Here is a 23513-nt window from a genome sequence, read left to right as displayed (position 1 = left end):
ACGACACCACCGTCCCATCACCCACCATGCAGACCACCGACAACAGCCTCACCTGGCTCCTGCAGAACCTCTTGGAACAGACCCCCGGCGCACGTCACGCCCTGGTCCTGTCCCGGGACGGCCTGAAGCTCTGCTGGAGCGAGCACCTGACGCTCGACCGGGCCGACCAGCTGTCGGCGATCTGCTCCGGCATCCAGGCCCTCGCCCAGGGGGCCTCCATGGAGTTCGGCGACGGCACCGGCGGCGTCCGGCAGTCGATGACCGAGTTCCACGGCGGCCTGCTGTTCATCGTGGAGGCCGGCGAGGGCGCACACCTCGCCGTCGTCGCCCGGGAGGACGCCGATCCCGGAGTGATCGGCCACCAGATGACGGAGCTGGTCGAGCAGCTCGGCGAGCACCTGCGGGCCGAGCCGCGGCACCAGTCCGGGGGGAGCGGCACGTCGTGACGCGTAAACCCGTCGACACGGGTGACCCGGACCGGCTCTACACCGTCACCGGCGGGCGCAGCCGCGCCGACGAGTCCTTCGACCTGGTCACCCTCATCGTCAGCGAGAGCGGGCCGGTGCCGGGGATGCAGTCGGAGCACGCCCGGATCCTGGAGCTGTGCCGGCACCCCGTCGCCGTCGTCGAGATCGCCGCGGAGCTCGGGCTGCCGGTCATGGTGGTGCGGATCCTGCTCGGCGACCTGCTGGACACCGGCCGCATCACCGCCCGTCATCCGCGCGCGGCGCCGTCCGTCGCCTCCCTGCCTGATTCCGCCCTACTCCAAGAGGTGCTCCATGGGCTCCGCAACCTCTGAGCCGCCCTCCCACCGCACACCGCTGAACGACGCCGCGGAGACCGGTCTGAAGATCGTCGTCGTGGGCGGGTTCGGCGTCGGCAAGACGACCCTGGTCCGCTCCGTGAGCGAGATCCGGCCGCTCAACACCGAGGAGGTGATGACCCAGGCCGGCGTGGGCGTCGACGAGACCGGCGCGGTGACGTCGAAGACCACCACGACGGTCGCGTTCGACTTCGGGCGGATCAGCCTCAACGACCGCATGGTGCTGTACCTGTTCGGGGCGCCCGGCCAGGAGCGCTTCTGGTTCCTGTGGGACCGGCTGTTCTCGGGGACGCTGGGCGCCGTGGTCCTCGTGGACACGCGCCGGATGGACGACTCCTGGTACGCGATCGACCGGCTGGAGCACCACCGCACGCCCTTCGTGGTGGCCGTGAACCGGTTCGACGGCGACGCCGACCGCTACTCCCTGGACGAGATCCGCCAGGCGCTCGCCCTGCCCGCCCACGTGCCGATGGTCGACTGCGACGCACGGGTCCGGCAGTCCGGCAAGGACGTGCTGATCACCCTGGTGAACCACCTCCACGACATGGCCCTCGCCGAGGAGGCGACACTGTGACCGAGCCAGGCGGCCCCCACGCGCACCCGGCGCCCCCGGCGTCCCCGGCGCCTCCGGGGTGCCCCGCTCACGCCGGCGCGGTGCCCCTGACGGGGCTCGAGTACCAGCAGACGCCGTCGCAGCTCTACCGCGCGCTGCGCCGGGAGCACGGCCCCGTCGCGCCCGTGCTGCTCGACGGCGGCATCCCGGCCTGGCTGGTGCTGGGCTACTCCGAGCTCACGTACGTGACCGGCCACGACGAGCTGTTCGCGCGGGACTCGCGGCGCTGGAACCAGTGGGAGAACATCCCGCCGGACTGGCCGCTGCTGCCCTTCGTCGGCTACCAGCCGTCGGTGCTGTTCACCGAGGGCGAGGAGCACCGGCGGCGGGCCGGGGTGATCACCGAGGCACTGGAGGGGGTCGACCAGTTCGAGCTGTCCCACGACTGCCTGCTGATCGCCGACGACCTCATCGCCCGGTTCGCCGGCAGCGGCCACGCGGAGCTGATGGCCGACTACGCGCACGCCCTGCCGATGCGCACCGTGGTGCAGTTGTGCGGGATGCCCACCTCGGGCGAGGACACCAGCCGGCTCGTCGACGACCTGCGGATCTCCCTGGACGCCGGGGAGGGCGACGACCCGGTGGCGGCGTACGGGAGGGTCGGCGAGCGGCTGCGGCGGCTGGTGGAGGAGAAGCGGGCCGCCCCCGGCCCGGACATCACCTCGCGCATGCTGACCCACCCGGCCGGTCTGACGGACGAGGAGGTCGTCCAGGACCTGATCTCCGTGATCGCGGCGGCGCAGCAGCCCACGGCCAACTGGATCTGCAACACGCTGCGGCTGCTGCTGACGGACGAACGGTTCGCCGTGAACGTGTCGGGCGGCCGGCTCAGCGTGGGCGAGGCGCTCAACGAGGTGCTGTGGCTGGACACGCCCACGCAGAACTTCATCGGGCGGTGGGCGGTACGGGACGTCCAGCTCGGCGGCCGGCAGATCCGGGCCGGCGACTGCCTGGTGCTGGGGCTGGCCGCGGCCAACACCGACCCGCAGATCTGGCCGGAGGGGCACGTGGGCGCGGAGAACGCCGCGCACCTGTCGTTCAGCAATGGCGAGCACCGCTGCCCGTACCCGGCCCCGCTGCTCGCGGACGTCATGGCGCGCACGGCGGTCGAGACACTGCTGGAGCGGCTGCCCGACCTGGTCCTGGCGGTGGACCCCGGGGAACTCACCTGGCGGCCGTCGATCTGGATGCGGGGGCTGTCGGAGCTTCCGGTGCGGTTCACGCCGGTGGTGCGGTAGCGCGGTTTCCCGGGCCCACGGCCGTGAGCCCGGGAAACCGGCGTACGCCGGCCGTACGGGTCAGCCGCCCACGGGGGTGAACCGCACCGGCAGGCTCTGCGGCCCGCGCGTGAACACGCCCTGCTCGGCCGGCTCGAACCCGTCGGCGAGACGCACGTCCGGCATGGCGTCGAGGAGCTGGTCGATGCCGGTCTCCACCTCCGCCTTGGCCAGCAGCGCGCCGACGCAGAAGTGCCGGCCGAGCGCGAACGCGAGGTGGTCGGCGGCGGCGGAGAAGGCCGTCGTGGTGGTCAGGTCGTCACGGAAGAGGTCGAAGCGGTCGGGGTCGGCGTAACGCCTCTCGTCGCGGTTGGCGGCGCCGATCAGGCAGGTGACGGTGGCGCCCGCGGGCACGGTGCCGCCGCTGAGCTCCACCTCCGTCGCCGACTGCCGCATGATCATGTGGACGGGCGGGGTGAACCGCAGGGTCTCGGCGAAGGCCCGCGGGATCAGCGAGCGGTCCGCGCGGACGGCGGCGAGCTGGTCGGGGTGGAGCAGCAGGTTCGCGAAGATGCCGGCGATGGCCTTGTCGGTGGTCTCGCCGCCCGCGGCGAGCAGCAGGCTGCAGAACGCCTTGACGTCCTCGTCGCTCATCCGCACCCCGTCGACCTCGGCGGCACACAGCACGGACAGCAGGTCGTCGCCCGGATTCTCCCGGCGCTCCCGGATGATCGGCAGCATGTACTCGGCGAACTCCACCCGGGTCCGCTCACCGGCCGCCGCCACCTCGGCATCGCCCGACAGGTTCCCGAGGAAGGCGATGACGGCCGTGTACCAGCGGTGGAAGCGCGCGTGGTCGGCCTTGTCCAGGCCCAGCATGTCGGCGATGACGTTGACCGGGAAGCGGGTGGCGTAGTCGGCGACCAGGTCGGCGGAGCCGGTGTGCCGGAAGCCGTCGATCAGCTCGCGCGAGTTGCGCTCGATGACCGGCATGAACCTCTGCTCCAGTTCGCTGCCGCGGAAGGCGGGCGCGACCAGGGCCCGCCGCACGGCGTGCTCCCGCCCGCTGAGCTGGAGGATCGTCTTGCCGTGCACGGGCTCGAGCTGCCAGGCGTAGTTGTCGGTGGTGAACTCGCCGGCCTTGTCCTTGAAGACGCGCTCGACGTCCTCGTAGCGGGAGACGATGTAGCTCTTCGTGGCCTCGTGCCAGATGAGGGGCGCGGTCTCCCGCATCACCCGGTAGGCGGGATAGGGGTCGGCCGCGAACTCGGGCGAGAGGATGTCGGGCACCTGCTGGGCGGTGGACATGGAGCTCCCTGCGCTCGTCATTTCATGTACCACGCAAGGTTATTGATCAACCGTCAACCACAACAGGGTGCCCCTGACACCGACCGGCCGGCTACGCGGGCATTGGCCGAAAACCGTTCCTTACGGACGCCGTCCACGACAGGAGACGCCTATGAGCGCGAGGCCCGGAGCACCACGACCCGGCCCTCGCCTCACGCCGTCGTGCACAGGTCACTGATCGTCGGGCCAGAGGCGGAAAGCGGCGTGGCCGGTGAGGGGGCGCACGGTCCGGAAGTGGCGACGGTCCAGGGTCAGCACGGCATCCGTTCGGTACTCGGACGCCATGACGACGTTCATGGTGTCCGTGAGGCCGATCTGCGGGTAGCGTCGCATCGTGACCAGCGCGGTCGACAGATGCGGTTCGATCTCGGGCACCGCGTACCGCCGTACGGCGACGCGGTCGCGGATGTGGGCGAGTGCGCCGTGTGCGGCGGCGGGACCGATTCTCGTGGTCAGTAGATAGTCGAGTTCGGCCAGCACCAGGGGTGTCACCACCAGGTGGGCAGCGGATGCCACCGCCGCTCGGCAATCCTTGTGCTCCGGGTCGGTCCCGTCGTAATAGGCGAACAGCCCCGACGTGTCGGCGATCAGTACGGTCACGCTCCGAACCCCTCCAGGTACGTGCCGCGCCCCGCTGACCAATCCGCGGGCGACCCGCTGTGGAATACCGGAGCCTCGTCGTCCTCGCCCATAGGGTCGGTCGGATAAGGCGAGACGGGGACGGCTTCCTCATCGCTCACCGGAGCGAGTATGGCGACCGGCCGTCCGTTCTTGGTCACCGTGATGCGCTCGCCGCGCTCTGCGGCGGCGAGGATCCTTGAGGCGTTCTGATTGAACTCGCGGGCGGTCGTCTCCATGTAGTACACCGTAGTACACGAGGAATGTGCCGGTAAGCGGATCAAGAGGGCTGAGGCGAGTCGGCGCGCGAAGCCAGGGAGAGGGACGAGGCCGCCCATGTCCGCTCGCACTCGCACCGCCGCCATGCGCGCAATACGGTGCCTTCATGGCGAAGACGCGGATCAGTATCAGCCTGGAGCGGGACCAGGCCGAACGCATCAAGCAGCATGCGGAAAGGGCAGGCATGGACGTCTCGGGCTACCTGGTGCATGCCGCGACACGCCAGATGGCCGAGAGCGACGCTGTGGAGGAACAGTTCGCCGGGGCGGATGCGCTCATCGCCTGGGCGGAGCGGGCGGCGGACGGGCTGCCCGCTGAACCCGCCGCAGAAGCGGCCACGGAACTGACGGAACAGGAACGCCGCGAGGTGGAGGAGGCCTTGGAACTCGCACACGGTCTGGACGGGCACGGTGGCCGTCCAGGGCATACCGTGTGAGCGCACGGGTACCGGCCTACGGCACCGGCATGCTCATCGCATTCGTCGACCGCAAGGCGTAGGCGGTGGCTTTTCACGAGGGGCTGCGCACGCTCCCGCACCGGGTGCTGGTGTTCGGCCCGGTCCTCGCCCAGGTGCGGTGGTCCCAACCTGTGCTGGTGCACGCCCTGTCCGGGGTGTCGAAGGAGCCCTGCCCGCACCACTTGACCGAGCCGACGAACCCGATCTCGCGCGCCGGCGACCGCTCCGCCCCGAGGAGGCCGACCTCGGGCTTGCTCGTGTTGAACATACTCAAGTGAGCCATAGTATGGAGAAATAGAGTAACGATCTCATCACTCAAAGTGATGGGCGCGGTGTGCTGCGGACGCCCCACCAGTGCTGCTTCAGCGACCGAGCGCCCACTACTCGCCGACTGCGGGACGTAGGCGGCGGTCCTCCCGGCCCCGCGGTGACGGTAGGACCATGCGTCCGTACCGTGTGCTGAGGGGGCGTCCGCCGTGGTGACCGACGGCGCGAGGGCGATGAGACAGGTGTGCCGTCGATGCGTCGCCGACGCGGGTTCGGTGGTTCCCCGGGACGGACGTGACCCGTGTACCGGTGTGTGCCGTCGGCGGTCGCGGGCGGGGTGTCAGAGGTGTCGGCCGATGTGGGCGATGCGGATCGCCTTCTCCTCGTGCACCAGCCGGAAGTAGACGCGTCCGGCGTTCCGGTTCAGGTTCCCGTGGAGTTCGAAGCAGCGGCTCTCGCCGTCCAGGTCGTCCCAGTAGCGGTTCCTGCGGGCGTTCTCGTGCTCCGGCCGGATGTTGGAGGCCTCCCAGTGCGGCCCGGTGGGGGAGGAGACGGGGTCCCATCCTGCGGCGGTCTCCTGAAGCTGCCGCAGGAGCCTGCGGGCCCCCTTGAACCACTTCGGGTCCAGGTTCTCCAGGTCCTCCCGCACCCGGGGGAGGAACTGGAGGTTGGGGAAGAAGTCCTCCCGCCCCGCCCACAGCTCCGCACCGCTCGAGACGGCGTCGAGCCCTTCCAGGCGCCCCCACGCCTCGTGCTCGCCGAGGTGCGCCACCCGCGACGCGTGCCGGACCCTGTCGGTGTACTCGTCGGCGTGGACGTCCCCGGTCGCGGGGTCCTCCGACAGCTCCTCGATCGCGAGGTCGAGCCAGCAGGCGTCCCAGGCCGGGTCGAGCGGCAGGCTGACGGCCATGCCGTCCGTCATCCGCGCCGCCCCGAGCCCCTGCACGTCCACTCCCTCGTGCCGGTGCCAGACACCGGCGCGGTCGGCCGCGGCGGACGCGTGGAGGGCCGCCTGGAAGGTCGTGCGGCGGTTGCGCATAGCCTGGATGTAGCGGTGCTGGTCCTTGTTGCGCGTGTCGTTGCGCCACTGGGCGTAGTAGTAGCCGCGGGCCAGTTCGGCCTGGTCGAGCGGGCTCTGGGTGGCCAGGCTGATGTCCCGCCAGCGCCGTAACTCCCGCAGTACGTCCACGAAGGTCCGCATCCCCGCGGCGACCTCGTCCGGCCCACGGTCCGACGCGCAGGACCGTTCGTTGAGAAACACCAGCAGCGGCACGCCCCACCCCTTCTCGATCGTGCCCTTCACCTGTCCCGGTGGATCAGTCGAGCAACTGGTCCAGCGAGTTCTCCCACTCGTCGAAGAACCCCTCGGGCCACTCGGAGAGCGTCCCGTCCTCTCCGATGACCGGGCTGACGACCTCCGTGGTCTGTCCCTTGCGGCGGAAGTAGTGCACGGCCGTCTCGCCGGCGGCCAGCCGGCCGTTCTTCACCTGGAGCCGCAGGCCGTTGAGCACGTGGTCGCTGTGCGTCTCCATGACGATCTGCGCCCCGCTCGCGGCCGCCGCGCACGCCAGGTACGCCATCCAGGTCTGCCCCTGCGGATGGAGGTGGGCCTCCGGGTTCTCCAGCAGGACCAGGGTCCCGGGCCGGGCCGACAGGCACGCCACGACGACCGGCAGTACGTACGTCAGCCCGAACCCGACGTTGGTGGGCCGGTACCGGTTGGACTCGGAGAAGCCGCTGCCGAAGTGGTAGCCGAGCCGGACGGCGTCGGTGCCGTCGATGTCCTCCGCCACCAGCCGCACCCCGGGACACAGCCGCTGCATCCACGCCTCGGTCTGGGCGAGGAGGGAGGGGGAGGCGGCGTCCCGGAGCAGGAGGGCCTTGCCCGTCACCGGCTCGTCCTGGTGGGTGCGCAGGTAGTTCACGGTGTGCTCGCCGTGCGCGCCGAGGAAGCCGCGGGTGGTCACCGCGTGGTGCGAACGGGGGTAACTGACCTGCGGGGACACCCGGTCGGCCTTCAGGTACTGGAAGCCCGGTCCGAACAGGCTGGGCAACAGGGAGGCGGGATCCGGCTGGACGCCCTGCTCGGCGGGGACCAGTTCGAGGTGGTCCGCCTCGCGCTCGTAGACGGCGGTCCACCGCGCCTTCACGCCGTTGCCCCGCAGGGCGAGCGAGATGTGGGGGCCGGTGTCGTCGTCGTACGCCTCGTGCCGCACGTCCTGGCCGGTGCCGAGCTGTACGAGCTCGTCGTTGAGCAGCAGCCCCGCCTCGCGGCCGCCCACGGGGGCGAGGTCACCGGACTCGTACGACTGCCGCAGCAGGGCCAGTGCCTGTAACACCGAGCTCTTGCCCGACGAGTTCAACCCGGTGAGCAGGGTGAACGGGGCCAGCCGGATCTCCTGGCGGGCGAACGCCTTGAAGTTGGTGAGGGTCAGTGACTCAAGCATGCAGTACCTCGCGGAACAGGTCCTTCATGGACTGGAACCGGTAGTTGACCTTGTCGGCGTCACCGGTGCCGGAGGAGATCGCGTCGAAGAAGTCCGGGTCGTCCATCAGGTTCTTGAACTTCCGCTCCAGGGTCTTCGCCCGGCGGTGCAGCGCGTCGAGTTCGTCGGGGTCGCACCCGGCCACGGTCACGGCCTGGACCTCGAAGAGCGCCTTGTTGATGGGGTAGCGGCGGGTGACTCCGTGGAACTGCTTGCGGAACGCCTGGTCCCCGAAGACGAGCCGGCTGCCCAGCATCGCCACCTGGAAGCGCAGTTCCAGCTTCTTCAGCTCCTCGTCGGAGAGCGCGTTGACGGCGTGCATGGTCCTGCGGAGGAAGCCGTCGAAGTCCTGGGTGACGTAGCGCTCGGGCGGAGTCATCCAGAACGCGAGGAAGCGCAGGCACAGTTCGCGCTCCGCCATGCGCGCGGGGGAGACGCTGTGCGCCGTGGCGGAGAGGAACTGCTCGCTCTCCGCCAGTTCGGCCAGGAACGTGCGGGCCCGGCCCGGGATCAGGGCGTGCCGCAGTTCCTGCTGGGAGAGGGGCAGGCCGCCCGTGTTGATCCGGGCGAAGATGTTGAACCTGGCCTCCTCCGGGGTCCCCTTGCGGATCAGCAGCACGGAGAGCTCACTCTCCAGGATGCGGGTCTGCATCCTGCCGGGGAGGTCGTCGAAACCGGCGCCGTCGTACTGGGTCAGGTACTCCAGGTTCTCCAGCCGCAGCGGCTTCAGGCCGGCCGCCTCCGGCTTCACGAAGCGCACGATGCTGGTGAGCCGCTGGACACCGTCGACCACGGACCAGGACTCGTCCGCCTCCTCCGCCACGTAGAGCGTGGGCAGCGCGATCCGCAGCAGCAGCGACTCGATCAGCCGGCTCTGCGCGGTGTCGTTCCAGATGCCGGAACGGCGCTGGAAGTCCGGCTGGAGGTCGATGAGTCCGCGCTTCAGCCGCTGGAGGACGAGGTCGATCGTGGGGTTGCGGGGGGCGACGTCGATGAGCTCGGGATCGAAGGGCATCCGGCCGGCCTCGCCGATGTCCTCGGCCTCGATGCCCGTGCTGACGCCGGTATCGGTGAACTCGACGGCGGGTTCCGCCGGTTCGGCGGACGAGGACACCGGGTCCTCGGCGGATTCCGGCTCCGGGGGCCCCTGCGGACCGGGTGGTGGCGCGGACGCGCTGCCGACCATGACGTGCCCCCTCCACGATGCCGATCACGGGCCGAACGCCCTCGTACAGTAGTCGATGCGTGACGGATCGCACCTCTTGAGATGCGGAGGGGGACCAGTCCGTGCCCCTCTCATGACAGCGGGCAGGGTCTTCACCGACCCGGGACCGGCCGAGGAGGAGTGTACGGGCTCCTGTGCGCTCCTTCCGCCGGGGACGGCGCACGCCCTGCACCACCCCGCTGACCTGCCCCGTCACCCCTGCAGGACAGGATGAGAACGGCTCGCTGTCCCGAATGCCCCGTTGTCGCGCTCCCGTGTCAACGGGCCGAACGGCACGCGCCCGCCACCCCCCCTTGCCGGGCCCTCCGCGGACGGCCCGGATCACACCGTGAGCCGGACCGCCTCAATCCACGACTCGTTGTCGTGGGTGCCGACGTAGGTGAAGTCGTACCCGGTCCCGGGCTCGTCGCACGCCAGGCCGAGCCAGGCGTCGTCGTGGACGTAGGAGGACTGGCAGACGGCGCCGGCGCCACCGTCGACGTTGATGGTGAACCCCAGCATGTGCGGGGCGTCCTTCTCGGTACTGCCGACGTAGTTGTCGATGCCGTCGACGGCGTTCGACCACGGCTCGGGGAAGTGTCCCTCGCCGTTGGTCGACGCGGGGTCGTGGACGAAGGCGCCGCCGGACGTGCCCCTGGTTCCGGACACGGCGATGTTGACGGCCGTGATCGGTGCCCCCGAGCCCGCCGTGCCCGCTGTCCCGCCGTCGCACACCACGTCGCTCCAGCCCCGGCCCGCCACATGGACCCGGTAGCAGATGTGCCGTCCGCCCGGATCCTCCGCGGCCAGTCGCCGGACGGTGGTCGCCGCGTTCCTCTCCGGTGCCTCGGCCTCCTTCACCTCGGCCGAACGGGGCGGCGCAGACTTGGACTTGGACTTGGGCTCGGACTTGGGCTCGGACTTGGGCTCGGACTTGGGCTCGGTCTTGGGCTCGGCCCCGGAATCGGACTCGGCCGGTGAGCCGGACGCGGACTCGGATCCGCTCGGCGACGCCGAGGGTGACGGGGACGCGGCCTGGTAGTCGACGGCCGGGATGCCGTCGGACGTACCGGGGTCGAGCGTCGTTCCGCCGGCGGGAGCCGTCTCGACCGTGCGCTCGTCCTCACGGTTCAGTCCGAGGACCAGGAGGGGCACGCAGATCAGCACCGCCCCGACGATGGCGGCCGCGGCCACCATGGGCCCGCGCAGACGTCCCGGCCCCGTCCCGTCGGCGTCCGCGTCCGCCTTCCCGCCGTCACCGTTCCCGGCCGCGACCGCACCGGCCGCCGCACCGGCCACCACCCCGGCTCCCGCTCCGCCGGGCTCCGCCGCCTGCCGTCGCTGTTCCTCCGGCTGCCGTTCCTCCTCCTGCCGTTCCTCCTCCTGCTCGGCTGCCGCCGGTTCCTCGGTGGTGGACCGGAAGCCCCATCGGGTGCGCCGCCCGGGAGCGGGCTCGGAGGACGACACCGTCGACACCGAGGCGTCCGGATCGGCGGCGGAGACGGGAGCAGGGGCGGACTCCGGCGTGCGCGGTCTCAGGTCCGCGCCGGGATCCTCGCCCGGCACGGGTACGGCGACCGCGCGACGGACGGCCAGGGAAGGCGTCGTCTCACCGGCCCGGGGTTCATGCTGACGCGACATGAGCACTGCTCCTTGTCGAAGGTGGGGCGGACGGTGCGATGTCGTCGGTGCCGCCGGCCGGTCATCCGTGCACGGCACCGGGCCGGACGGCCGCTCCGCCGGCTCACGACTCACTCAACTAACTCTGGATGACACCTGGTTGCGTCCAAACCCTGGCGAGATGAACGGAAGACTACACAAGGTCCCGTTCGCTCGTCGGCCGCGCCCCGCGAGGCCGTCGCCGGTGGCGATCCTGCCGGCACCACGGATCAGGTCGCGGACCCACGCGGCACCGGAAGGCTCGCGGTGACCACGCACGGGGGTGGGGCAGGACACCGGCACGTCACGACTCCACCGCGCGGTCGGCTCCACGCCTGCTCGACGGCGCGCCTCCGCACCGCGCCGGGGAGCGGCCGCCCGCACGGGTGTCCAGAACACGATCACTGAACCTCATCCAGGTCGGCTGCCGGCGGACGACCGGGCCGCCCCGCGCGGGATCTCGCCGACCGCGGCTACGGCTACGACAAGTACCGTCGTCTCCTGCGCGCTCGTGGCATCACGCCGAAGATCGCACGCAAGGGCGCCGCCCACGGATCCGGCCTGGGCGAGACCAGGTGGGTCGTCGAGCGGATCTCGCCCGGCTCCATCGGTTCAAACGCCTGCGGACCCGCTACGGGATACGCGCCGACCTCCACCTCGGACCGCTCCAACCCGCCTGCGGCATCATCTGCTTGCGACGACTCCGAATCCCCTGCCGGAACGACCGGTGGGCCGCGAGAACGCCATGGCCCGCCTCTTCCGGAGACTGTGACCCATGTCATCTCTGTGAACCGCATGCGCGCGGTGATCGTCTTACGGCCGGATTCCTTCGAGGAACGACAACTGGACGCGGCGACCGTGGCCGCGCTCCCACAGGCAGCAACGGGAAAGAGGTAGGTATGAAGCTGACAGTCAAGACCGCGGTACTGGGAGCAGTCCTCGCCTCCACCGCCGTACTGGCGGCTCCGGGAACCGCATCGGCCGGCCCCAAGGACCCGCTCCCGAACAACTGTTCGCAAGGGATGATCTGCTTCTACGACGGCCACGACCTCACCGGGAACGTCGTGCAGTTCTTCCCGGTGCAGACCCCCAACATCGGCTGGGCGTGGAACGACCGGGCCAGCTCGGTGTGGAACCGCAGCGGCGACGAGCTCTGCATCTGGACCGATGTCGACTACAACGGCATCTCCTTCCCCATCGCGCCGGGTGCCACACAGGAACTTCTGTTCCTCTACGACAAAGCGGTGTCCGGCTTCTCGATCAACCAGTGCGGAGGCTGAACCGGCCGGTTGACCGAACCCGCCGTCCGCCCGCGCTGCGCGGGCGGACGGCGGGGTTCGCCCAGGTGGCGTCCCGTGAGACACCGTGGGCGCATGCGGCGGTGGCCGCCGGACGACCTCGCGCGGGACCGTGACTGATCGCTTCATCAGGTCTGTGGCGAGTCTTGGTGTCCCGGCCGCGTAGCGGCACGGTTCTGCAGGTGCCGGACGATCTCGCGCCTGATGACCTGGGGGAGCGCATCACCCCGCTGCTCCCGCCCCGCCCCGGATCGCCCGCCGTGACGCTTCGCACGGCTCAGGGCCGGGCAGGACCCGCTGGACCGCCGAGCAGGACTTCGCCTGGCTCCACCGGTCCGGACGGCTGCGCACCCGCTACGGGATACGCGCCGACCTCCGCCCCGGCCTCCTCCAACTCGCTTGCGGCGTCATCTGCTCGGGACGACTCCGAACCTCGTCTTGAAACGATCGGTTGGTCGAAGGGTCACCCTCGATGCCGTGGTGGCGCCACAGCTCCTTGAGCAGCCTCTCGGCCAGCTTGCCGATGAGGGCCACCGCGTTCTCGGGACAGCCGTCGTTCAGGGACCGCGACGGCCGCTCCAGGTCGAGCCCGAGCCGGTCGGCGATCCGGGCCGTAGGCCCAGTGCTCGTCGTACTCGGCGCGGCGACAGCCGGTAATGAGCCGAGGGGGATTCCGCCGGGGAGTCGTGGAAGGCCGGGCACTCGATCTGGTGAACCGTGGTCGTTCACCGGTTCCTCCGCGTGGTGAGTCCTAGCGTTGACGCCGGGTGACGTGCCGACCGGGGGCGTTGTACGCGTTCCGGCGGCGTGTGTACACGGGGCGAGCCGTGTCCTCCGGTGAGGCGGGGGAGTTGGGCGGACCGGTCGGTAGGTGGCGGAGGTGAGCGGGCGATGAGCGAGACGGTGCGGGAGCCGGGGGAGACGGCGGCCGGGCAGGAGGAGCCGGAGGCGGCTTCTCCAGGGCCGGGGATGGGGATCCTGCGGGTGTTCGGGCGGCAGATGAAGCGGTTCCGGCTGCGGGCGGGACTGGAGCGGTCGGAGGTCGGTGCGCGGACGGGGTATTCGACGTCCACCATTGCGTCCTACGAGTTGGGGAGGCGGATTCCTCCGCCGAGGTTCATCGACGTGGCGGACGAACTGCTGGACGCGGGCGGAGTTCTCCAGGAGATGAAGGAGGAGGTCGCGCGGGCGCAGTATCCGGCGTTCTTCCGAGACGCGGCTCGGTTGGAATCAGAGGCCCTGGCGTTGTCCGCCTATGACGCACAGGTTGTGAACGGGCTGCTGCAAACCGAGGAGTACGCGCGAGCGGTGTTCTCGACCATGCGCCCGCCCTTGGAGGACGAGGTTATCGAGCAGAGGGTGGCTGCGCGCCTGGCGAGACAACGGATCTTCGGTAGGCGACCGACGCCGTTGGTCAGCTTCATCATGGATGAGTCGGTGCTTCGGAGACCGATCGGAGGGCACGGCGTGCTGCGTGGACAGTTGGAGCAACTGCTCCTTGTCGGCCAGAAACGCACGGTTGAACTCCAGATCCTGCCGTTGAGCCGGGAGCAGAACGCGGGCCTTGCTGGCCCCTTCATGCTGTTCGATACTCAGGAGGGGCGCAGGATCGCGTACGTCGAGGTGCAGAACGTGAGTCACGTCCACGCAGAACAGCACCTCGTCCGAGGACTGGAGACGAAGTACGGCACTCTTCGCGCCCAGGCTCTCAGCCCCCAAGAGTCGCTGACCTACATTGAGAATCTGCTGGGAGAGCTATGAACGCCCGCTACAGAGCGTTGCCCGACCTTCACCTGGCCTGGCGCAAGAGCAGCTACAGCAGCGAAGAGGGCGGTGCGTGTGTGGAGGTGGCCACCTGCCCGCACACCGTGCGCGTGCGGGACTCCAAAGACACGAACCGTCCCGGTCTGGCGGTCGGTTCGGAGGCGTGGGCCGCGTTTGTCGGGTTCGCCGCCGCCCGGATCGGCTGAGTCGTCGCTTTTCTGCTGTGCCCTGTGACTCCCCTCGGAGTCACAGGGCACAGGCATGTCCGGGGCGGTGCGGCGGTCAGGCGCCCAGCGGCCTTCTGGCCGAACGGTTTGTATTTCCTATGTCCTGTCGTCCCGGCCCCGTAGGGACGACAGGACCATGCGGCCGTACCGCGTGGTGAGGATGGCGCCCGCCGTGACGATCGACAGGGCGAGGGCGATGAGCAGGTGGGTCACCGATTCGTCGCCGATGACCTGCAGGATGCCAAGGGCGGTGCCCAGGGGCAGGCCGAGGACGGTGAGGACGCCCAGGGCGGCGCCGATCTGCTGGCTCTCCTGCGTCTGCACGAGTCTGCTGTAGTCGGCGGCCTCGGTCAGGATCTCGCCGAAGCGGGCCGGGAGCCGGTGCTGGTGCTGGAAGGCGAGCAGCAGTTCGTTGGCCGGCCCGTGGGCGGTGAGGTGCTGTCGCCAGTAGGTGCTGCGGAAGAGGGCGATGTTCCGCTCCAGGGTCGCCACGCGACGGGCGAGCCCCGAGGAGTTGAACACCTCGGAGAGTTCGTCGGTGAGCTCGTCGATGTGATCGCGCTGGAGGGAGCCGAGGAGCAGCGCGTCGAGATAGACGGTGCGCGAGTGCAGCGCGCCGAACTCGAAGAAGTCGCCGGTGCCGGTGTCGGGTCGGTGGCCCAGGAAGGCGGCCCCCTGCCGGAGCACCAGGGCGCTCCAGTCGCCGGAGATCCTTATGGTGTACTTCAGTTGTTCGTCGGCGGTCTCCGGAGGGACCGGGAAGTCCTCGTGAGTGGACCGTGACGCCAGTTGCCACAGCCATTGGTCCGCGGTGGCGGGCAGACGCCCGTCCTCGCCGGCGCGGAGTGCCGGTGTGTGCTGCGACGTCGGGGTCAGGAAAGCGATCGTGTAGGGCCGGGCGATCGCGAAGGGCGCGGCGTGGTTGCGGATGTCGGCGATGCCGGTGAGCAGCTCGGCCGGGTCGAACGGTCCGGTGAGCGGATCGTCGGCGGTGGCCGATCGCCGCCCGGCGAGGGCCCTCAGCACGGGCAGCAGTGGTCTTTCGACGCTGAAGTGCAGTACCCCGAGGGCGTTGTCGGGATTGCGGGCGGTGGCCGTCCGTACGAGTTCCAGGCCCAGCAGGGTCAGCCCGTCGTGCTTGACGTCCAGGGGAAGGTGCCAGCGAAGGTGCCGCCCGGGTGCCCCGTAGAGGACGCGGGCGGAGGCCGGGGCGAAATAGGTGGACCGGGTCCGGGCGTCGGTGCGACGGCCGCCCAGCTCGAACGGAAAGGGGCCCTCGGGCCAGCCGGGAACGCACAGCAGCCGTACGGGCAGGACGACGGTCAGTTCCTGGCGCGCCCCGGTCACCTCGTCGAGCGGCGGAGGGGAGGCGGTCACGTGTAGTACTCGGCGGGGTCGGGCTGGTCGAGGCGGATGACGAACTCCGCCCGGTCGGGGCTCTCGGCGCTGACGTGGAAGCGGACGCGCTCGCCGGTGCGGATGGTCCGGAACCCCTCCGTCACGATCTGCCGGTAGTCGAAGCCGTAGTACCGCTCGTCCTCGTCGTCCCGGACGATGTACGAGCCCAGGGTGCCGTTCGTCCCTCCGCCGCTCGGCCTTCTGTCGACGATCGTTCCATGCCGGGGCCCGCCGCCGTTCACGCTTCCGTCTCCTCCGCCTTGTCGGTGTCGATGTCCTGCACGCACCGGAAACCGACCGCGTTGCTTCCGCCGCGCTTCCGGTAGAGGCCCTTGCTGCTGGCCTGGACCGCGCGCATCGGGTTGTCGTAGCTGCCGCCGCAGATCACTGCCTCTCCGGGATCACCCAGGCTGGTGGACGTCCATTCCCAGCAGTTGCCCACCATGTCGAGGACACCGAAGGGCGAGCGGTTGCCCGGGCGTTCCCCGACGGGGGTCGCGCCCGCCCTGCGGACGGCGTCACCCGCGAAATCGCGGTACCACGCCTGGTACGTCACGACGGGCCGCCCGACCCAGGAGTCCGCGCAGTTGACGCGACTGCTGTCGGACGTGTCACCCCAGGGGAACAGGCGTCCGTCCGTACCGCGTGCGGCGGCTTCCCATTCGAGGGAGGTCGGCAGGCGCTTGCCCTCGAACGCGGCGAACGCGTACGCGCTCCACCAGTTCACGCAGACGGCCGGGTGATCGGCATAGCGCGGGTTCTCGTAGTAGTCCGCGTGCCTGAGCCTGTCGGTCCAGGGGCGGTGGGTGACGTGCGGGGGCTGGTCCGGGTGGTCCCACCGTGAGGTGCCGTCCGCTTCGAGGGCGTCGAGGAAGCGGCGGTAGCGGGCGACCGTCACCGCGTGGCGGTCGAAGCGCACGGCACGGGGGACGCGGCGGATCAGCAGCCGTTCGGCCGGACCGACCAGGTACGTTCCGGCCGGCAGTACGCAGTCGTCGGTCTCCGTGACGCCGGACGTTCCCGCGAGGAAGACGCGGACCTGCTACCAGCTCCTCGTAGCGCGGCGACAGCCGGTAATGAGCCGAGGGGGATTCCGCCGGGGAGTCGTGGAAGGCCGGGCACTCGATCTGGTGAACCGTGGTCGTTCACCGGTTCCTCTGCGCGCCGAGTCCTAGCGTTGACGCCGGTGAGAGGCCGACCGGGGGTGTTGTACGCGTTCCGGCGGCGTGTGTAGGCGGGGCGGGCCGTGTCCTCCGGTGGGGCGGGGGAGTTGGGCGGACCGGTCGATGGGTGGCGGAGGTGCGTGGGCGATGAGTGAGACGGTGCGGGAGCCGGGGGAGACGGCGGTGGTGGCGGCCGGGCAGGAGGAGTCGGAGGTGACTCCCCCGGGGCAGGGGACGGGGATCCTGCGGGTGTTCGGGCGGCAGATGAAGCTGTGCCGGATCCGGGCGGGGATGGAACGGCCGGAGGTCGGTGCGCGGACGGGGTACTCGCCGTCCACCATCGCGGCCTACGAGCAGGGGCGGCGGATCCCTCCGCCGAGGTTCATCGACGTGGTCGATGACCTGCTGGACGCGGGCGGGTTGTTGAAGGCGATGAAGGAGGAGGTCGCGCGGGCGCAGTATCCGGCGTTCTTCCGGGATGCGGCTCGGTTGGAGGCGGAGGCCGTTGAGGTGCAGATCTATGCCAACCAGGCGGTGCCGGGGCTTCTTCAGACCGAGGAGTACATGCGTGCAGTGTTCGGCATGGGGCGCCCACTGCTGGACGAAGAAGTCATCGAACAGCAGGTGACGGCACGGCTTGCACGTCAGTCCCTCTTCAGTCGCAAGTCTGCGCCTCTGCTGGGCTTCGTCATCGATGAGTCAGTGGTTCGTCGGCCCTTTGGTGGAGCGACGGTGCTGCGTGGCCAACTGGAACACTTGCTGCTCGCTGGAGCGCTCCGCAACGTTGAGGTCCAGATCATGCCTCTGGACAGGGAGGACAACGCAGCGGTGGATGGGCCCTTCACGGTGCTGCACCGAGAGGGTGGAGAGCAAGTCGCTTACCTGGAAGCACAGGGACGGAGCACAATTGTCACGGAGCCGACGGAGGTCCGCGGGATCGTGGCCCGCTATGGGATTATCCGAGCACAGGCTCTCACTCCTCGTGAGTCCTTGGCCTTCATCGAGAAGTCGCTGGGAGAGATGTGAACATCGAAGAGACTGCTACTGGCCGACTTGTCTGGTTCAAGAGCAGCTACAGCGGAGCTCAGGGCGGTGAGTGCGTGGAGGTGGCCACCTGCCCGCACGCCGTGCACGTACGGGACTCGAAGGACACCAACCGCCCCGGCCTGGCGGTCGGTTCGGAGACGTGGGCCGCGTTCATCGGGTTCGCCGCCGACCGGATCGGCTGAGTCGCCGCTTTACTGCTGTGCCCTGTGGCTCCGAGGGGAGTCACAGGGCACAGGCATGTTCGGGGCGGTCAGTCGTCCACGGTCGCCGGCTGGGGCGGTGTCCAGCGGCCTGCGGCGATCTCGGCGTCCAGCCGTGCCTGGAAGTGCGCGTGTGCGGCTCGCATCTCGGCCTCACGGTCCGCCTTGTAGAAGGGGGCCTGGTAGCCGGCCGGGGGCGGGGTGCGCTCCGGGTCCTCCAGGTGGGCGAGGAGGTCGAGGTAGTCCTGCTTGGTCTGGCCGTGGCCGTAGGCATTGAAGTCGCCTGCAATCTTTCGGCCGTTGGCGTCGAAGTAGGTCACCGAATCGTAGGCGTACAGCTGTGGATAACGGGACTTGAAGATCGCGGCGAGCTGGTCGGCGGTGATGCCGAGCCAGACGGCGACAAGGGCGTCGAGTTCTACATGGGCGGCGCGGCGCTCGTGCTCGGTGCGGAGGGGAGTGGCGTAATCCCAAGTCGGTTTGAGACTGGCTGCGAGGGGCTTCAGACATGGCCAGTTGGGATTGCCCCAGTCCTCATAGCCCGCCCACTGAGGGCTGAACAATTCCTCCCAGAGGGGGGAGTAGTGGGAGGTGAGGCAGTTCAGACGGAGGGTGCGAAGGAGGAGAGGTGAGGCAAGGGGATGCATGGGGTCAGGAGCGGGCATCTTGCGTGCCTCGGCAACTTGGAGATCAGAGCGGCCGGTGATTCGAAGCAAATAGTCCAGAGGGAGGGCTGCCCAAAAGCCGGCGTTGAGTGTGGTGAGTCGGTTGTCTGGCAAGGCCATGGACTGCACGGCATGGATGTGAGCAGGGCCAGGTGGGATAAGGGCGCCATGTAGACAGCGGCTACTGTCGAAGGGGATCATCCTTCGCCAGGCCAACCGGAAATGCGCGGTGTACGGCTTTCCGCTCCAGGAGTCCTGTGCTGCGAGGTAAGTGGCCTCATCGGCCGCCCGCACGTAGTTGGTCACCGGGGTGAACGCTTCGGGCAACTGCGCTGGAGCGAGCAGATCCCAGTCGCGGTTGCTCCGGCAGGGAATCCTCGGCTCCTTCGAGAAGGGAAGCGCCGATGCGAAGTGAGGTCCTTGAAGAATGAGATCCGAAATCTTGGGAACGGCCTCATTGCCCCAGCGGATCAGTCCGGTTCTTCTGGCACCTGCTTCGTCGTATCCCCTTGTGATCGCCGGACTATAGTCAGCAAGGCTGTGAGGATAGGCGGCCAGCGCCTCGATCGCCCCCTGCTCACCGACGAGAACCGGGTACAGCAACGGGGCCTGAGCCGCTCCGCCTGTCGAGCCTGTCAGAGCATGCCAACTGGCCAGCAAAGTCTCGTCCACATGCACCACACGCTCACTGTGCGGCCGGATGTCCCATGAGCCGTTGTGCTTGATTCCGGGCGTTGGGCCTTTCCCGTCATGACTCAGAGAAGCAGGCAGGACCTCGACATCGCGCAACTCGCTGAGGTGCAGGAAGTCAGGCTTTCGTGGGGCGCCGTAGACGTGCATTCCGAACTCGGCGGAACGGTTGAGATCCTCGAAAGCCCAGTTCGCCGAGTTCACAAAGTGTGCGTGCACTCGTAGGTGTTGGTATGCGGCCTCTCGAATGGCGCCTTCGCGTACACCACCGAAATGCGTGTCCGGATGGATCATGCCCGCGCTGCCCCGAGGCGCCGTGTGCTGCCACACCCGGGACATGAAGGCCCGGTACAAGTCCCCTTGTGTGCCGACAAGGAGCGGATACGTCACCGGACTGCCCAGTATGGCGACAGCCCCCGCGTGGTTGGCCAGCTCGCCGAGGAGGAAACTCTCGCCGTCCGCACGCGCGGCCAGCACCTCTTCCCTCCGCAGGCGCCATTCCTCCGCGCTCGGCTTCCCCGCCAGCATGAACCACGGTTCCAGCTCCGCCAGAAGCGGACCCTCCTGCCACCGTGGCCGCACCCAAGGCGGATTCCCCACCTGCAAGTCAAACCCACCCCGCGCGAAGACTTGCGCGAAGTCCAACTCCCAGTGGAAGAACCCCTGCGCCTTGGCCACGTCCCGTGCGACCGACGCCCAGGGGAACCGCGACTCCAGCTCGTAGAAGTGCTCCATGCCCATCAGCCAGGGCAGCGCGTCCTCGTACGGTTCCAGTTCCGCCAGGGAGTCGAACTCCGCCACCAGCGAATCCGCCGGCACGTCCGTCACACCGATCAGGGCCTCCGCGAACTCCAGCCAGTCGTCCAGCCCCGCCAGCGGCACCATCACCCGCTTGCGCCGGCTGCCGACGGCCTCCTTGCGGCGGCCGGTCCGCCGTCGTTCCACCGAGCCCGACGTCAGCTCGCCGCTTCCCGTGACCTCGCCGAACAGGTCCTCCGTCTCCCAGGACAGCAGCACCTGGGACGCCTCGGAGCCGGGTTCCGACAGCGTCTCCGCCCGCGCGTACACCTCGTGCGACCCGTCCAGCAGCGCGGCGCTCCGTACCGGCCAGAACCACAGCGCGCACCACGCGTCCATCAGCGTCTTCAGCCGCCAGTACGGGGTGTCCGGGGCCGTCAGGTCCGCGACGACCTTCTCCCGTCGTACCGCCTCCTCCGGCGACCGCAGCCAGCCGTCCTCCGCGCCCCACACCGGGATCCGCCGCGAGATGTCCCGTTCGGAGATCTCCAGGCGGCGCACGACCAGGCCCCACAGGAACTCCACGCGCCGTGCCAGTGCCTGGAGCCGTTCCGCCTGCTTGGCGGTGGGCGTCCGGGTGATCATCTTGCGCCAGGCGGCCAGCGTCCGGGCCGCCTCCGGGGCGAGGGCCCTCGCCTCCTTCTCGGCGGCGACCGCGCCCCACTCCTTCGCGGGCAGCAGGAAGTGGTGCACGGCGTTCTCCGTGACCCGCTGTACCGTTCCGCTGCGCGTCGTGCGCTCGGTCACCGTGACCGGGAGGCCGCCGCCGGCCTCCGTGAGCGGGAAGCGCTCCGGGGTGGTGCCCAGCCAGGCCGCCTTCCTCAGCTTCTCCGGCGGGTAGACCTCACGCCGGCCGCCGATCAGCGAGTTGCCGCGCCGCAGGTGCAGGCCGAACCACGGCGCCTCCATGCCGGGGTGCATGGTGTTCAGCCACAGGGACACCTCCGCCAGCTCCACCGCCGTCTCGTTGAGGTCGACGCCGTAGGAGTTGTGCAGGGCGATGTACGCCTTGGCCTTCTGGAGCTCGACCGCGTACTTCTCCGTGTCGATGGCGACGCCGAGTTCGTCCTGGCGGCGCCGCAGGTACTCCGCGGCGACCTGGTTGATCGCCTCGTTGAGGAACGCGCCCGAGCCGAGCGCGGGCTCGCAGATCCTCCAGTCGAGGAGTTCGCGCGCCTCGGTGACCGTGTCGTCCTGGTCCAACCGGTGCCGCAACGCCAACTGCACCGTCACCCGGGTCAGCGACTCCGGGGTGTAGTAGGAGGCCGAGGTCTGCCGGTCGCGCCCCGACAGGCGGTACACGAACGCGCCCGGCGCGTACCGTACGCGCCGCTCCTCGCCGGTGTCCTCGTCCCGGTGCCGGACGAACACGGCGTCGGGGTACTCGTCGGCCTTGGCCGCCGGGACCAGCCAGGAGCCGTCCGCCGGGTCGCCGTGCCGGGCGACCTCGTACAGCTCCTCGCCCGCGACGAAGCCCGAGTACGACATCAGGCCCTCGTACACGGCCCCGAGCTGGTTGATGCCGAGCTGCGCGTAGGAGATGAAACCGCCGCGCTCGCCCTTCCTCCCCCGGGTGATCATCAGGCGGCGCAGCACCCGGTACAGGGTCTCGTTGCGCAGCCGGGTGTCCAGGTACCGGGGGCCCTCCTCGTCGGGGTCGACCCGGGGGTCCGGTACCGCGTCCCTCCCGATCAGCTCGATCGACTCGGGCTCGAACAGCTTGGAGTGCAGCGGCTCGAAGCGCAGGCCCACGTCCTCCGACGCCTTCGCGTCCACCCCGTGCGTGCGGCGCGGCCGGTAGCCCTCCTGCACCTTGCGGAACAGCAGGTCCAGCGACTCGTACAGGTAGAACCCCTTGCGGGACTTCTCGTCGACGAGGTCGCGTTCGGCGATCAGCTCGCCGAGGCGGCCGAGCCCGTACCCGAGCTGGTACTCGGGGTAGTCCGAGGGCAGGATGCCCAGCTCCGGGCGGGCCTCCGCGTACAGCAGAAACAGGATCCGGTACAGGTAGCGCAGCGACTCGCGGGTCAACTGACGGCCCAGCTCCGGCAGTTCGCCGATGTCCTCGGGGCGTACGCCCTGTTCGCGCAGGCGTGCCAGGACCTCGCCCGCGATGAGCTCCACGCTCGTCCGCAGGCCGTCGCGGAGTTCGCCGGAGACGCCCACCGCGTGCCGGGCGGACTTGTCGACCAGCTCGGCGAGGGGGTTCTCCCCGCCCTCCTGCGGGGTGCGCAGCGAGTCCGCGCCGAACAGTGCGGCGATCGTGTCGAGTTCGCCGCCCGCCCGGGTGTCGTTGCGCTGGAGGGCGGTGTCGAGGGAGACGGCGAGGTAGCGGCCCTCGCCCCAGGCCGCCCGGTCGGCGAGGACGACGACGCCGCCGACCAGCAGCAGGACGTAGCGCGGGGCGTCCTCGCAGGCGAAGAGGAAGGAGGCGAGCTTGGCGCCGGTCGGGACCGTGTCGCGGCCGTCGAGCGGGACGGGGTCGAGGAGGCGGCCGGGGCCCTGTGGGTCGAGGGCGGCGTCGGGTTCGGCGGCCCAGCCGCAGTCCACCGCGACCAGGTCCTTCTCGGCGTGCGCCACCCGCACCTCGTACGGCCGGTCGGCGCGCGTCACCGTCAGCGTGCCCGGCTCGGCGTCGTAGCCGAGGGCGCGCAGTACGGCGGCGTTGAGGGCGCGGACCCGTTCCCGCCAGGCGGGGGAGGCGTAGGTCGCCGCGTCGTCCTCGGTGTCCGGGGCGGCGGCGGTGCCGTCCTCGTCCTCGGGGAGGGCGAAGGAGGAGCGGGCGCGGAAGTAGCGGCGGCGCAGGTCCCGCAGGCCGGTGCGGGGGGTGACGGGCAGCGGCTCCGGACCGGCGCCGTCCTCTTCGGCGGCGACGGTCCCCCCGGTGACGGCTTCCCCGGTGTCGCCCTCCCCGCCCTGCTCGGCGGCGCGCCGTGCCTCGGCCTCCGCCCGGGCCCTCGCCTCGTCCTCGCGCTGCTTCCAGGTGTTCAGCAGCCCCGCCTTGAGGTCCTTGGGCAGCACCTCGGAGAGGTAGTGCGCCGAGAAGTAGTCTCCGCGGTTGACCAGGGAGTCGTACGTCATGTCCGTCCCGTCGTGCGTGCTGTCGCCGCCGTTGTTGTACCGCACCACTGTGCCCTACGTGCCGCACACCGCGTGAATCCTTCTCACCGGGCAGACACGCAGGTCAAGGGTCGGCGGCGGTGTCCGGGGCCGTCCGGTGTCCGGGGCGCGGGCCGCGACGGCCCGTGGAGCGCGGCGGCGAAAAGGGAGTGCGGGTGTTCGAGCCGGTGGGA

General features: G+C 69.9%; 22 protein-coding genes and 1 pseudogene. 11 read left to right on the top strand and 12 right to left on the bottom strand.

The genetic code is table 11. From position 1 onward, the window contains the following. Positions 1–26 precede the first annotated feature (26 nt). From IH50_RS0109640 to IH50_RS0109625, 4 genes are read left to right on the top strand one after another with little or no spacing between them, the layout of a single operon-like run. Entirely contained in the window at positions 27–446 is a 420-nt protein-coding gene (locus IH50_RS0109640; protein WP_051767253.1) for a roadblock/LC7 domain-containing protein, read from the top strand. After that, positions 443–799, top strand: a complete 357-nt coding sequence (locus IH50_RS0109635) for a DUF742 domain-containing protein (protein ID WP_030859372.1) — start codon at positions 443–445, stop codon at positions 797–799. The genes IH50_RS0109640 and IH50_RS0109635 overlap by 4 nt, the downstream gene beginning before the upstream one ends. Continuing rightward, the gene (locus IH50_RS0109630) at positions 780–1397 is read left to right on the top strand and encodes a GTP-binding protein (protein ID WP_030859370.1); all 618 of its coding nucleotides are present in this window, start codon (positions 780–782) and stop codon (positions 1395–1397) included. The genes IH50_RS0109635 and IH50_RS0109630 overlap by 20 nt, the downstream gene beginning before the upstream one ends. Continuing rightward, positions 1394–2674, top strand: a complete 1281-nt coding sequence (locus tag IH50_RS0109625; RefSeq protein WP_030859368.1) for a cytochrome P450 — start codon at positions 1394–1396, stop codon at positions 2672–2674. Before IH50_RS0109630 ends, IH50_RS0109625 begins: the two co-directional genes overlap by 4 nt. A gap of 60 nt (positions 2675–2734) precedes the next feature. Here IH50_RS0109625 and IH50_RS0109620 read toward each other — a convergent pair whose 3' ends face one another. The 3 genes from IH50_RS0109620 to IH50_RS37570 all read right to left on the bottom strand — a co-directional run bounded on the left by IH50_RS0109620 (position 2735) and on the right by IH50_RS37570 (position 4857). Next, complete coding sequence (locus IH50_RS0109620) at positions 2735–3961, bottom strand: cytochrome P450 (protein ID WP_030859366.1); 1227 nt, start codon at positions 3959–3961, stop codon at positions 2735–2737. 210 nt (positions 3962–4171) lie between these two features. Continuing rightward, the gene (locus IH50_RS0109615; RefSeq protein ID WP_030859362.1) at positions 4172–4600 is read right to left on the bottom strand and encodes a PIN domain-containing protein; all 429 of its coding nucleotides are present in this window, start codon (positions 4598–4600) and stop codon (positions 4172–4174) included. Then, positions 4597–4857 (bottom strand): type II toxin-antitoxin system Phd/YefM family antitoxin, encoded by a 261-nt coding sequence (locus IH50_RS37570; RefSeq protein WP_051767252.1) that lies wholly within the window; start codon positions 4855–4857, stop codon positions 4597–4599. Before IH50_RS37570 ends, IH50_RS0109615 begins: the two co-directional genes overlap by 4 nt. 146 nt (positions 4858–5003) lie before the next feature. On the opposite strand from IH50_RS37570, the gene IH50_RS0109605 reads away from it, so the two are divergent. Continuing rightward, positions 5004–5333 (top strand): ribbon-helix-helix protein, CopG family, encoded by a 330-nt coding sequence (locus tag IH50_RS0109605; protein WP_030859361.1) that lies wholly within the window; start codon positions 5004–5006, stop codon positions 5331–5333. A gap of 73 nt (positions 5334–5406) precedes the next feature. Here IH50_RS0109605 and IH50_RS41595 read toward each other — a convergent pair whose 3' ends face one another. From IH50_RS41595 to IH50_RS39530, 5 genes are all read right to left on the bottom strand, one after another. Next, complete coding sequence (locus tag IH50_RS41595) at positions 5407–5628, bottom strand: hypothetical protein (protein ID WP_158801178.1); 222 nt, start codon at positions 5626–5628, stop codon at positions 5407–5409. A gap of 333 nt (positions 5629–5961) precedes the next feature. Further along, on the bottom strand, positions 5962–6924 hold the full coding sequence (locus IH50_RS0109595; protein WP_030859357.1) for a hypothetical protein: 963 nt from the start codon (positions 6922–6924) through the stop codon (positions 5962–5964). A gap of 13 nt (positions 6925–6937) precedes the next feature. Next, entirely contained in the window at positions 6938–8068 is a 1131-nt protein-coding gene (locus IH50_RS0109590) for an AAA family ATPase (RefSeq protein ID WP_030859355.1), read from the bottom strand. Further along, entirely contained in the window at positions 8061–9293 is a 1233-nt protein-coding gene (locus IH50_RS0109585; RefSeq protein WP_051767230.1) for a DUF262 domain-containing protein, read from the bottom strand. The genes IH50_RS0109590 and IH50_RS0109585 overlap by 8 nt, the downstream gene beginning before the upstream one ends. Positions 9294–9653: 360 nt before the next feature. Beyond that, positions 9654–10952, bottom strand: coding sequence for a hypothetical protein (locus IH50_RS39530; RefSeq protein WP_051767229.1), 1299 nt, complete (start codon positions 10950–10952; stop codon positions 9654–9656). Positions 10953–11402: 450 nt separating this feature from the next. On the opposite strand from IH50_RS39530, the pseudogene IH50_RS41980 reads away from it, so the two are divergent. The 4 genes and pseudogenes from IH50_RS41980 to IH50_RS0109560 all read left to right on the top strand — a co-directional run. Then, positions 11403–11677, top strand: a pseudogene (locus tag IH50_RS41980) (IS5/IS1182 family transposase); the annotation flags it as partial. 192 nt (positions 11678–11869) lie between these two features. Continuing rightward, the gene (locus IH50_RS41590) at positions 11870–12250 is read left to right on the top strand and encodes a peptidase inhibitor family I36 protein (protein WP_030859347.1); all 381 of its coding nucleotides are present in this window, start codon (positions 11870–11872) and stop codon (positions 12248–12250) included. 909 nt (positions 12251–13159) lie between these two features. After that, on the top strand, positions 13160–14029 hold the full coding sequence (locus tag IH50_RS0109565; RefSeq protein WP_030859341.1) for a helix-turn-helix domain-containing protein: 870 nt from the start codon (positions 13160–13162) through the stop codon (positions 14027–14029). Continuing rightward, positions 14026–14238 carry a DUF397 domain-containing protein gene (locus tag IH50_RS0109560; RefSeq protein WP_030859338.1) on the top strand — a complete coding sequence of 71 codons (213 nt, stop codon included), beginning with the start codon at positions 14026–14028 and terminating at the stop codon, positions 14236–14238. The genes IH50_RS0109565 and IH50_RS0109560 overlap by 4 nt, the downstream gene beginning before the upstream one ends. A gap of 117 nt (positions 14239–14355) precedes the next feature. On the opposite strand, the gene IH50_RS0109555 is transcribed toward IH50_RS0109560, so the two are convergent. From IH50_RS0109555 to IH50_RS38690, 3 genes are read right to left on the bottom strand one after another with little or no spacing between them, the layout of a single operon-like run. Continuing rightward, positions 14356–15636 (bottom strand): hypothetical protein, encoded by a 1281-nt coding sequence (locus IH50_RS0109555; protein ID WP_030859336.1) that lies wholly within the window; start codon positions 15634–15636, stop codon positions 14356–14358. After that, complete coding sequence (locus IH50_RS0109550; RefSeq protein WP_030859335.1) at positions 15633–15899, bottom strand: hypothetical protein; 267 nt, start codon at positions 15897–15899, stop codon at positions 15633–15635. The genes IH50_RS0109555 and IH50_RS0109550 overlap by 4 nt, the downstream gene beginning before the upstream one ends. Further along, the gene (locus IH50_RS38690; RefSeq protein ID WP_267883271.1) at positions 15896–16642 is read right to left on the bottom strand and encodes a formylglycine-generating enzyme family protein; all 747 of its coding nucleotides are present in this window, start codon (positions 16640–16642) and stop codon (positions 15896–15898) included. Before IH50_RS38690 ends, IH50_RS0109550 begins: the two co-directional genes overlap by 4 nt. Positions 16643–16967: 325 nt before the next feature. Between IH50_RS38690 and IH50_RS0109540 the strand changes: the two genes are divergently transcribed. Beyond that, positions 16968–17846, top strand: coding sequence for a helix-turn-helix domain-containing protein (locus IH50_RS0109540; RefSeq protein ID WP_078913910.1), 879 nt, complete (start codon positions 16968–16970; stop codon positions 17844–17846). Then, positions 17843–18049, top strand: a complete 207-nt coding sequence (locus tag IH50_RS37555; RefSeq protein ID WP_051767228.1) for a DUF397 domain-containing protein — start codon at positions 17843–17845, stop codon at positions 18047–18049. Before IH50_RS0109540 ends, IH50_RS37555 begins: the two co-directional genes overlap by 4 nt. Positions 18050–18117: 68 nt before the next feature. Here the strand turns inward: IH50_RS37555 and IH50_RS0109530 are convergent, their stop codons facing one another. Then, on the bottom strand, positions 18118–23301 hold the full coding sequence (locus IH50_RS0109530) for a hypothetical protein (protein WP_030859331.1): 5184 nt from the start codon (positions 23299–23301) through the stop codon (positions 18118–18120). Positions 23302–23513: the final 212 nt, after the last annotated feature.

It is taken from the genome of Streptomyces sp. NRRL S-37 (assembly GCF_000721605.1).
GTDB lineage: Bacteria > Actinomycetota > Actinomycetes > Streptomycetales > Streptomycetaceae > Streptomyces.
The sequence above is the reverse complement of the archived record's forward strand: the minus strand, read 5'-3'. Positions and strand labels throughout refer to the sequence as shown.

What these genes read in the sequence shown, in the direction of transcription:
- IH50_RS0109640 (WP_051767253.1), top strand. Translation starts at nt 27, where the DNA reads ATGCAGACCACCGACAACAGCCTCACCTGGCTCCTGCAGAACCTCTTG.
- IH50_RS0109630 (WP_030859370.1), top strand. Translation starts at nt 780, where the DNA reads ATGGGCTCCGCAACCTCTGAGCCGCCCTCCCACCGCACACCGCTGAAC.
- IH50_RS0109620 (WP_030859366.1), bottom strand. Translation starts at nt 3,961, where the DNA reads ATGTCCACCGCCCAGCAGGTGCCCGACATCCTCTCGCCCGAGTTCGCG.
- IH50_RS37570 (WP_051767252.1), bottom strand. Translation starts at nt 4,857, where the DNA reads ATGGAGACGACCGCCCGCGAGTTCAATCAGAACGCCTCAAGGATCCTC.
- IH50_RS0109605 (WP_030859361.1), top strand. Translation starts at nt 5,004, where the DNA reads ATGGCGAAGACGCGGATCAGTATCAGCCTGGAGCGGGACCAGGCCGAA.
- IH50_RS0109590 (WP_030859355.1), bottom strand. Translation starts at nt 8,068, where the DNA reads ATGCTTGAGTCACTGACCCTCACCAACTTCAAGGCGTTCGCCCGCCAG.
- IH50_RS0109585 (WP_051767230.1), bottom strand. Translation starts at nt 9,293, where the DNA reads ATGGTCGGCAGCGCGTCCGCGCCACCACCCGGTCCGCAGGGGCCCCCG.
- IH50_RS39530 (WP_051767229.1), bottom strand. Translation starts at nt 10,952, where the DNA reads ATGTCGCGTCAGCATGAACCCCGGGCCGGTGAGACGACGCCTTCCCTG.
- IH50_RS41590 (WP_030859347.1), top strand. Translation starts at nt 11,870, where the DNA reads ATGAAGCTGACAGTCAAGACCGCGGTACTGGGAGCAGTCCTCGCCTCC.
- IH50_RS0109565 (WP_030859341.1), top strand. Translation starts at nt 13,160, where the DNA reads ATGAGCGAGACGGTGCGGGAGCCGGGGGAGACGGCGGCCGGGCAGGAG.
- IH50_RS0109560 (WP_030859338.1), top strand. Translation starts at nt 14,026, where the DNA reads ATGAACGCCCGCTACAGAGCGTTGCCCGACCTTCACCTGGCCTGGCGC.
- IH50_RS0109540 (WP_078913910.1), top strand. Translation starts at nt 16,968, where the DNA reads ATGAGTGAGACGGTGCGGGAGCCGGGGGAGACGGCGGTGGTGGCGGCC.
- IH50_RS0109530 (WP_030859331.1), bottom strand. Translation starts at nt 23,301, where the DNA reads ATGACGTACGACTCCCTGGTCAACCGCGGAGACTACTTCTCGGCGCAC.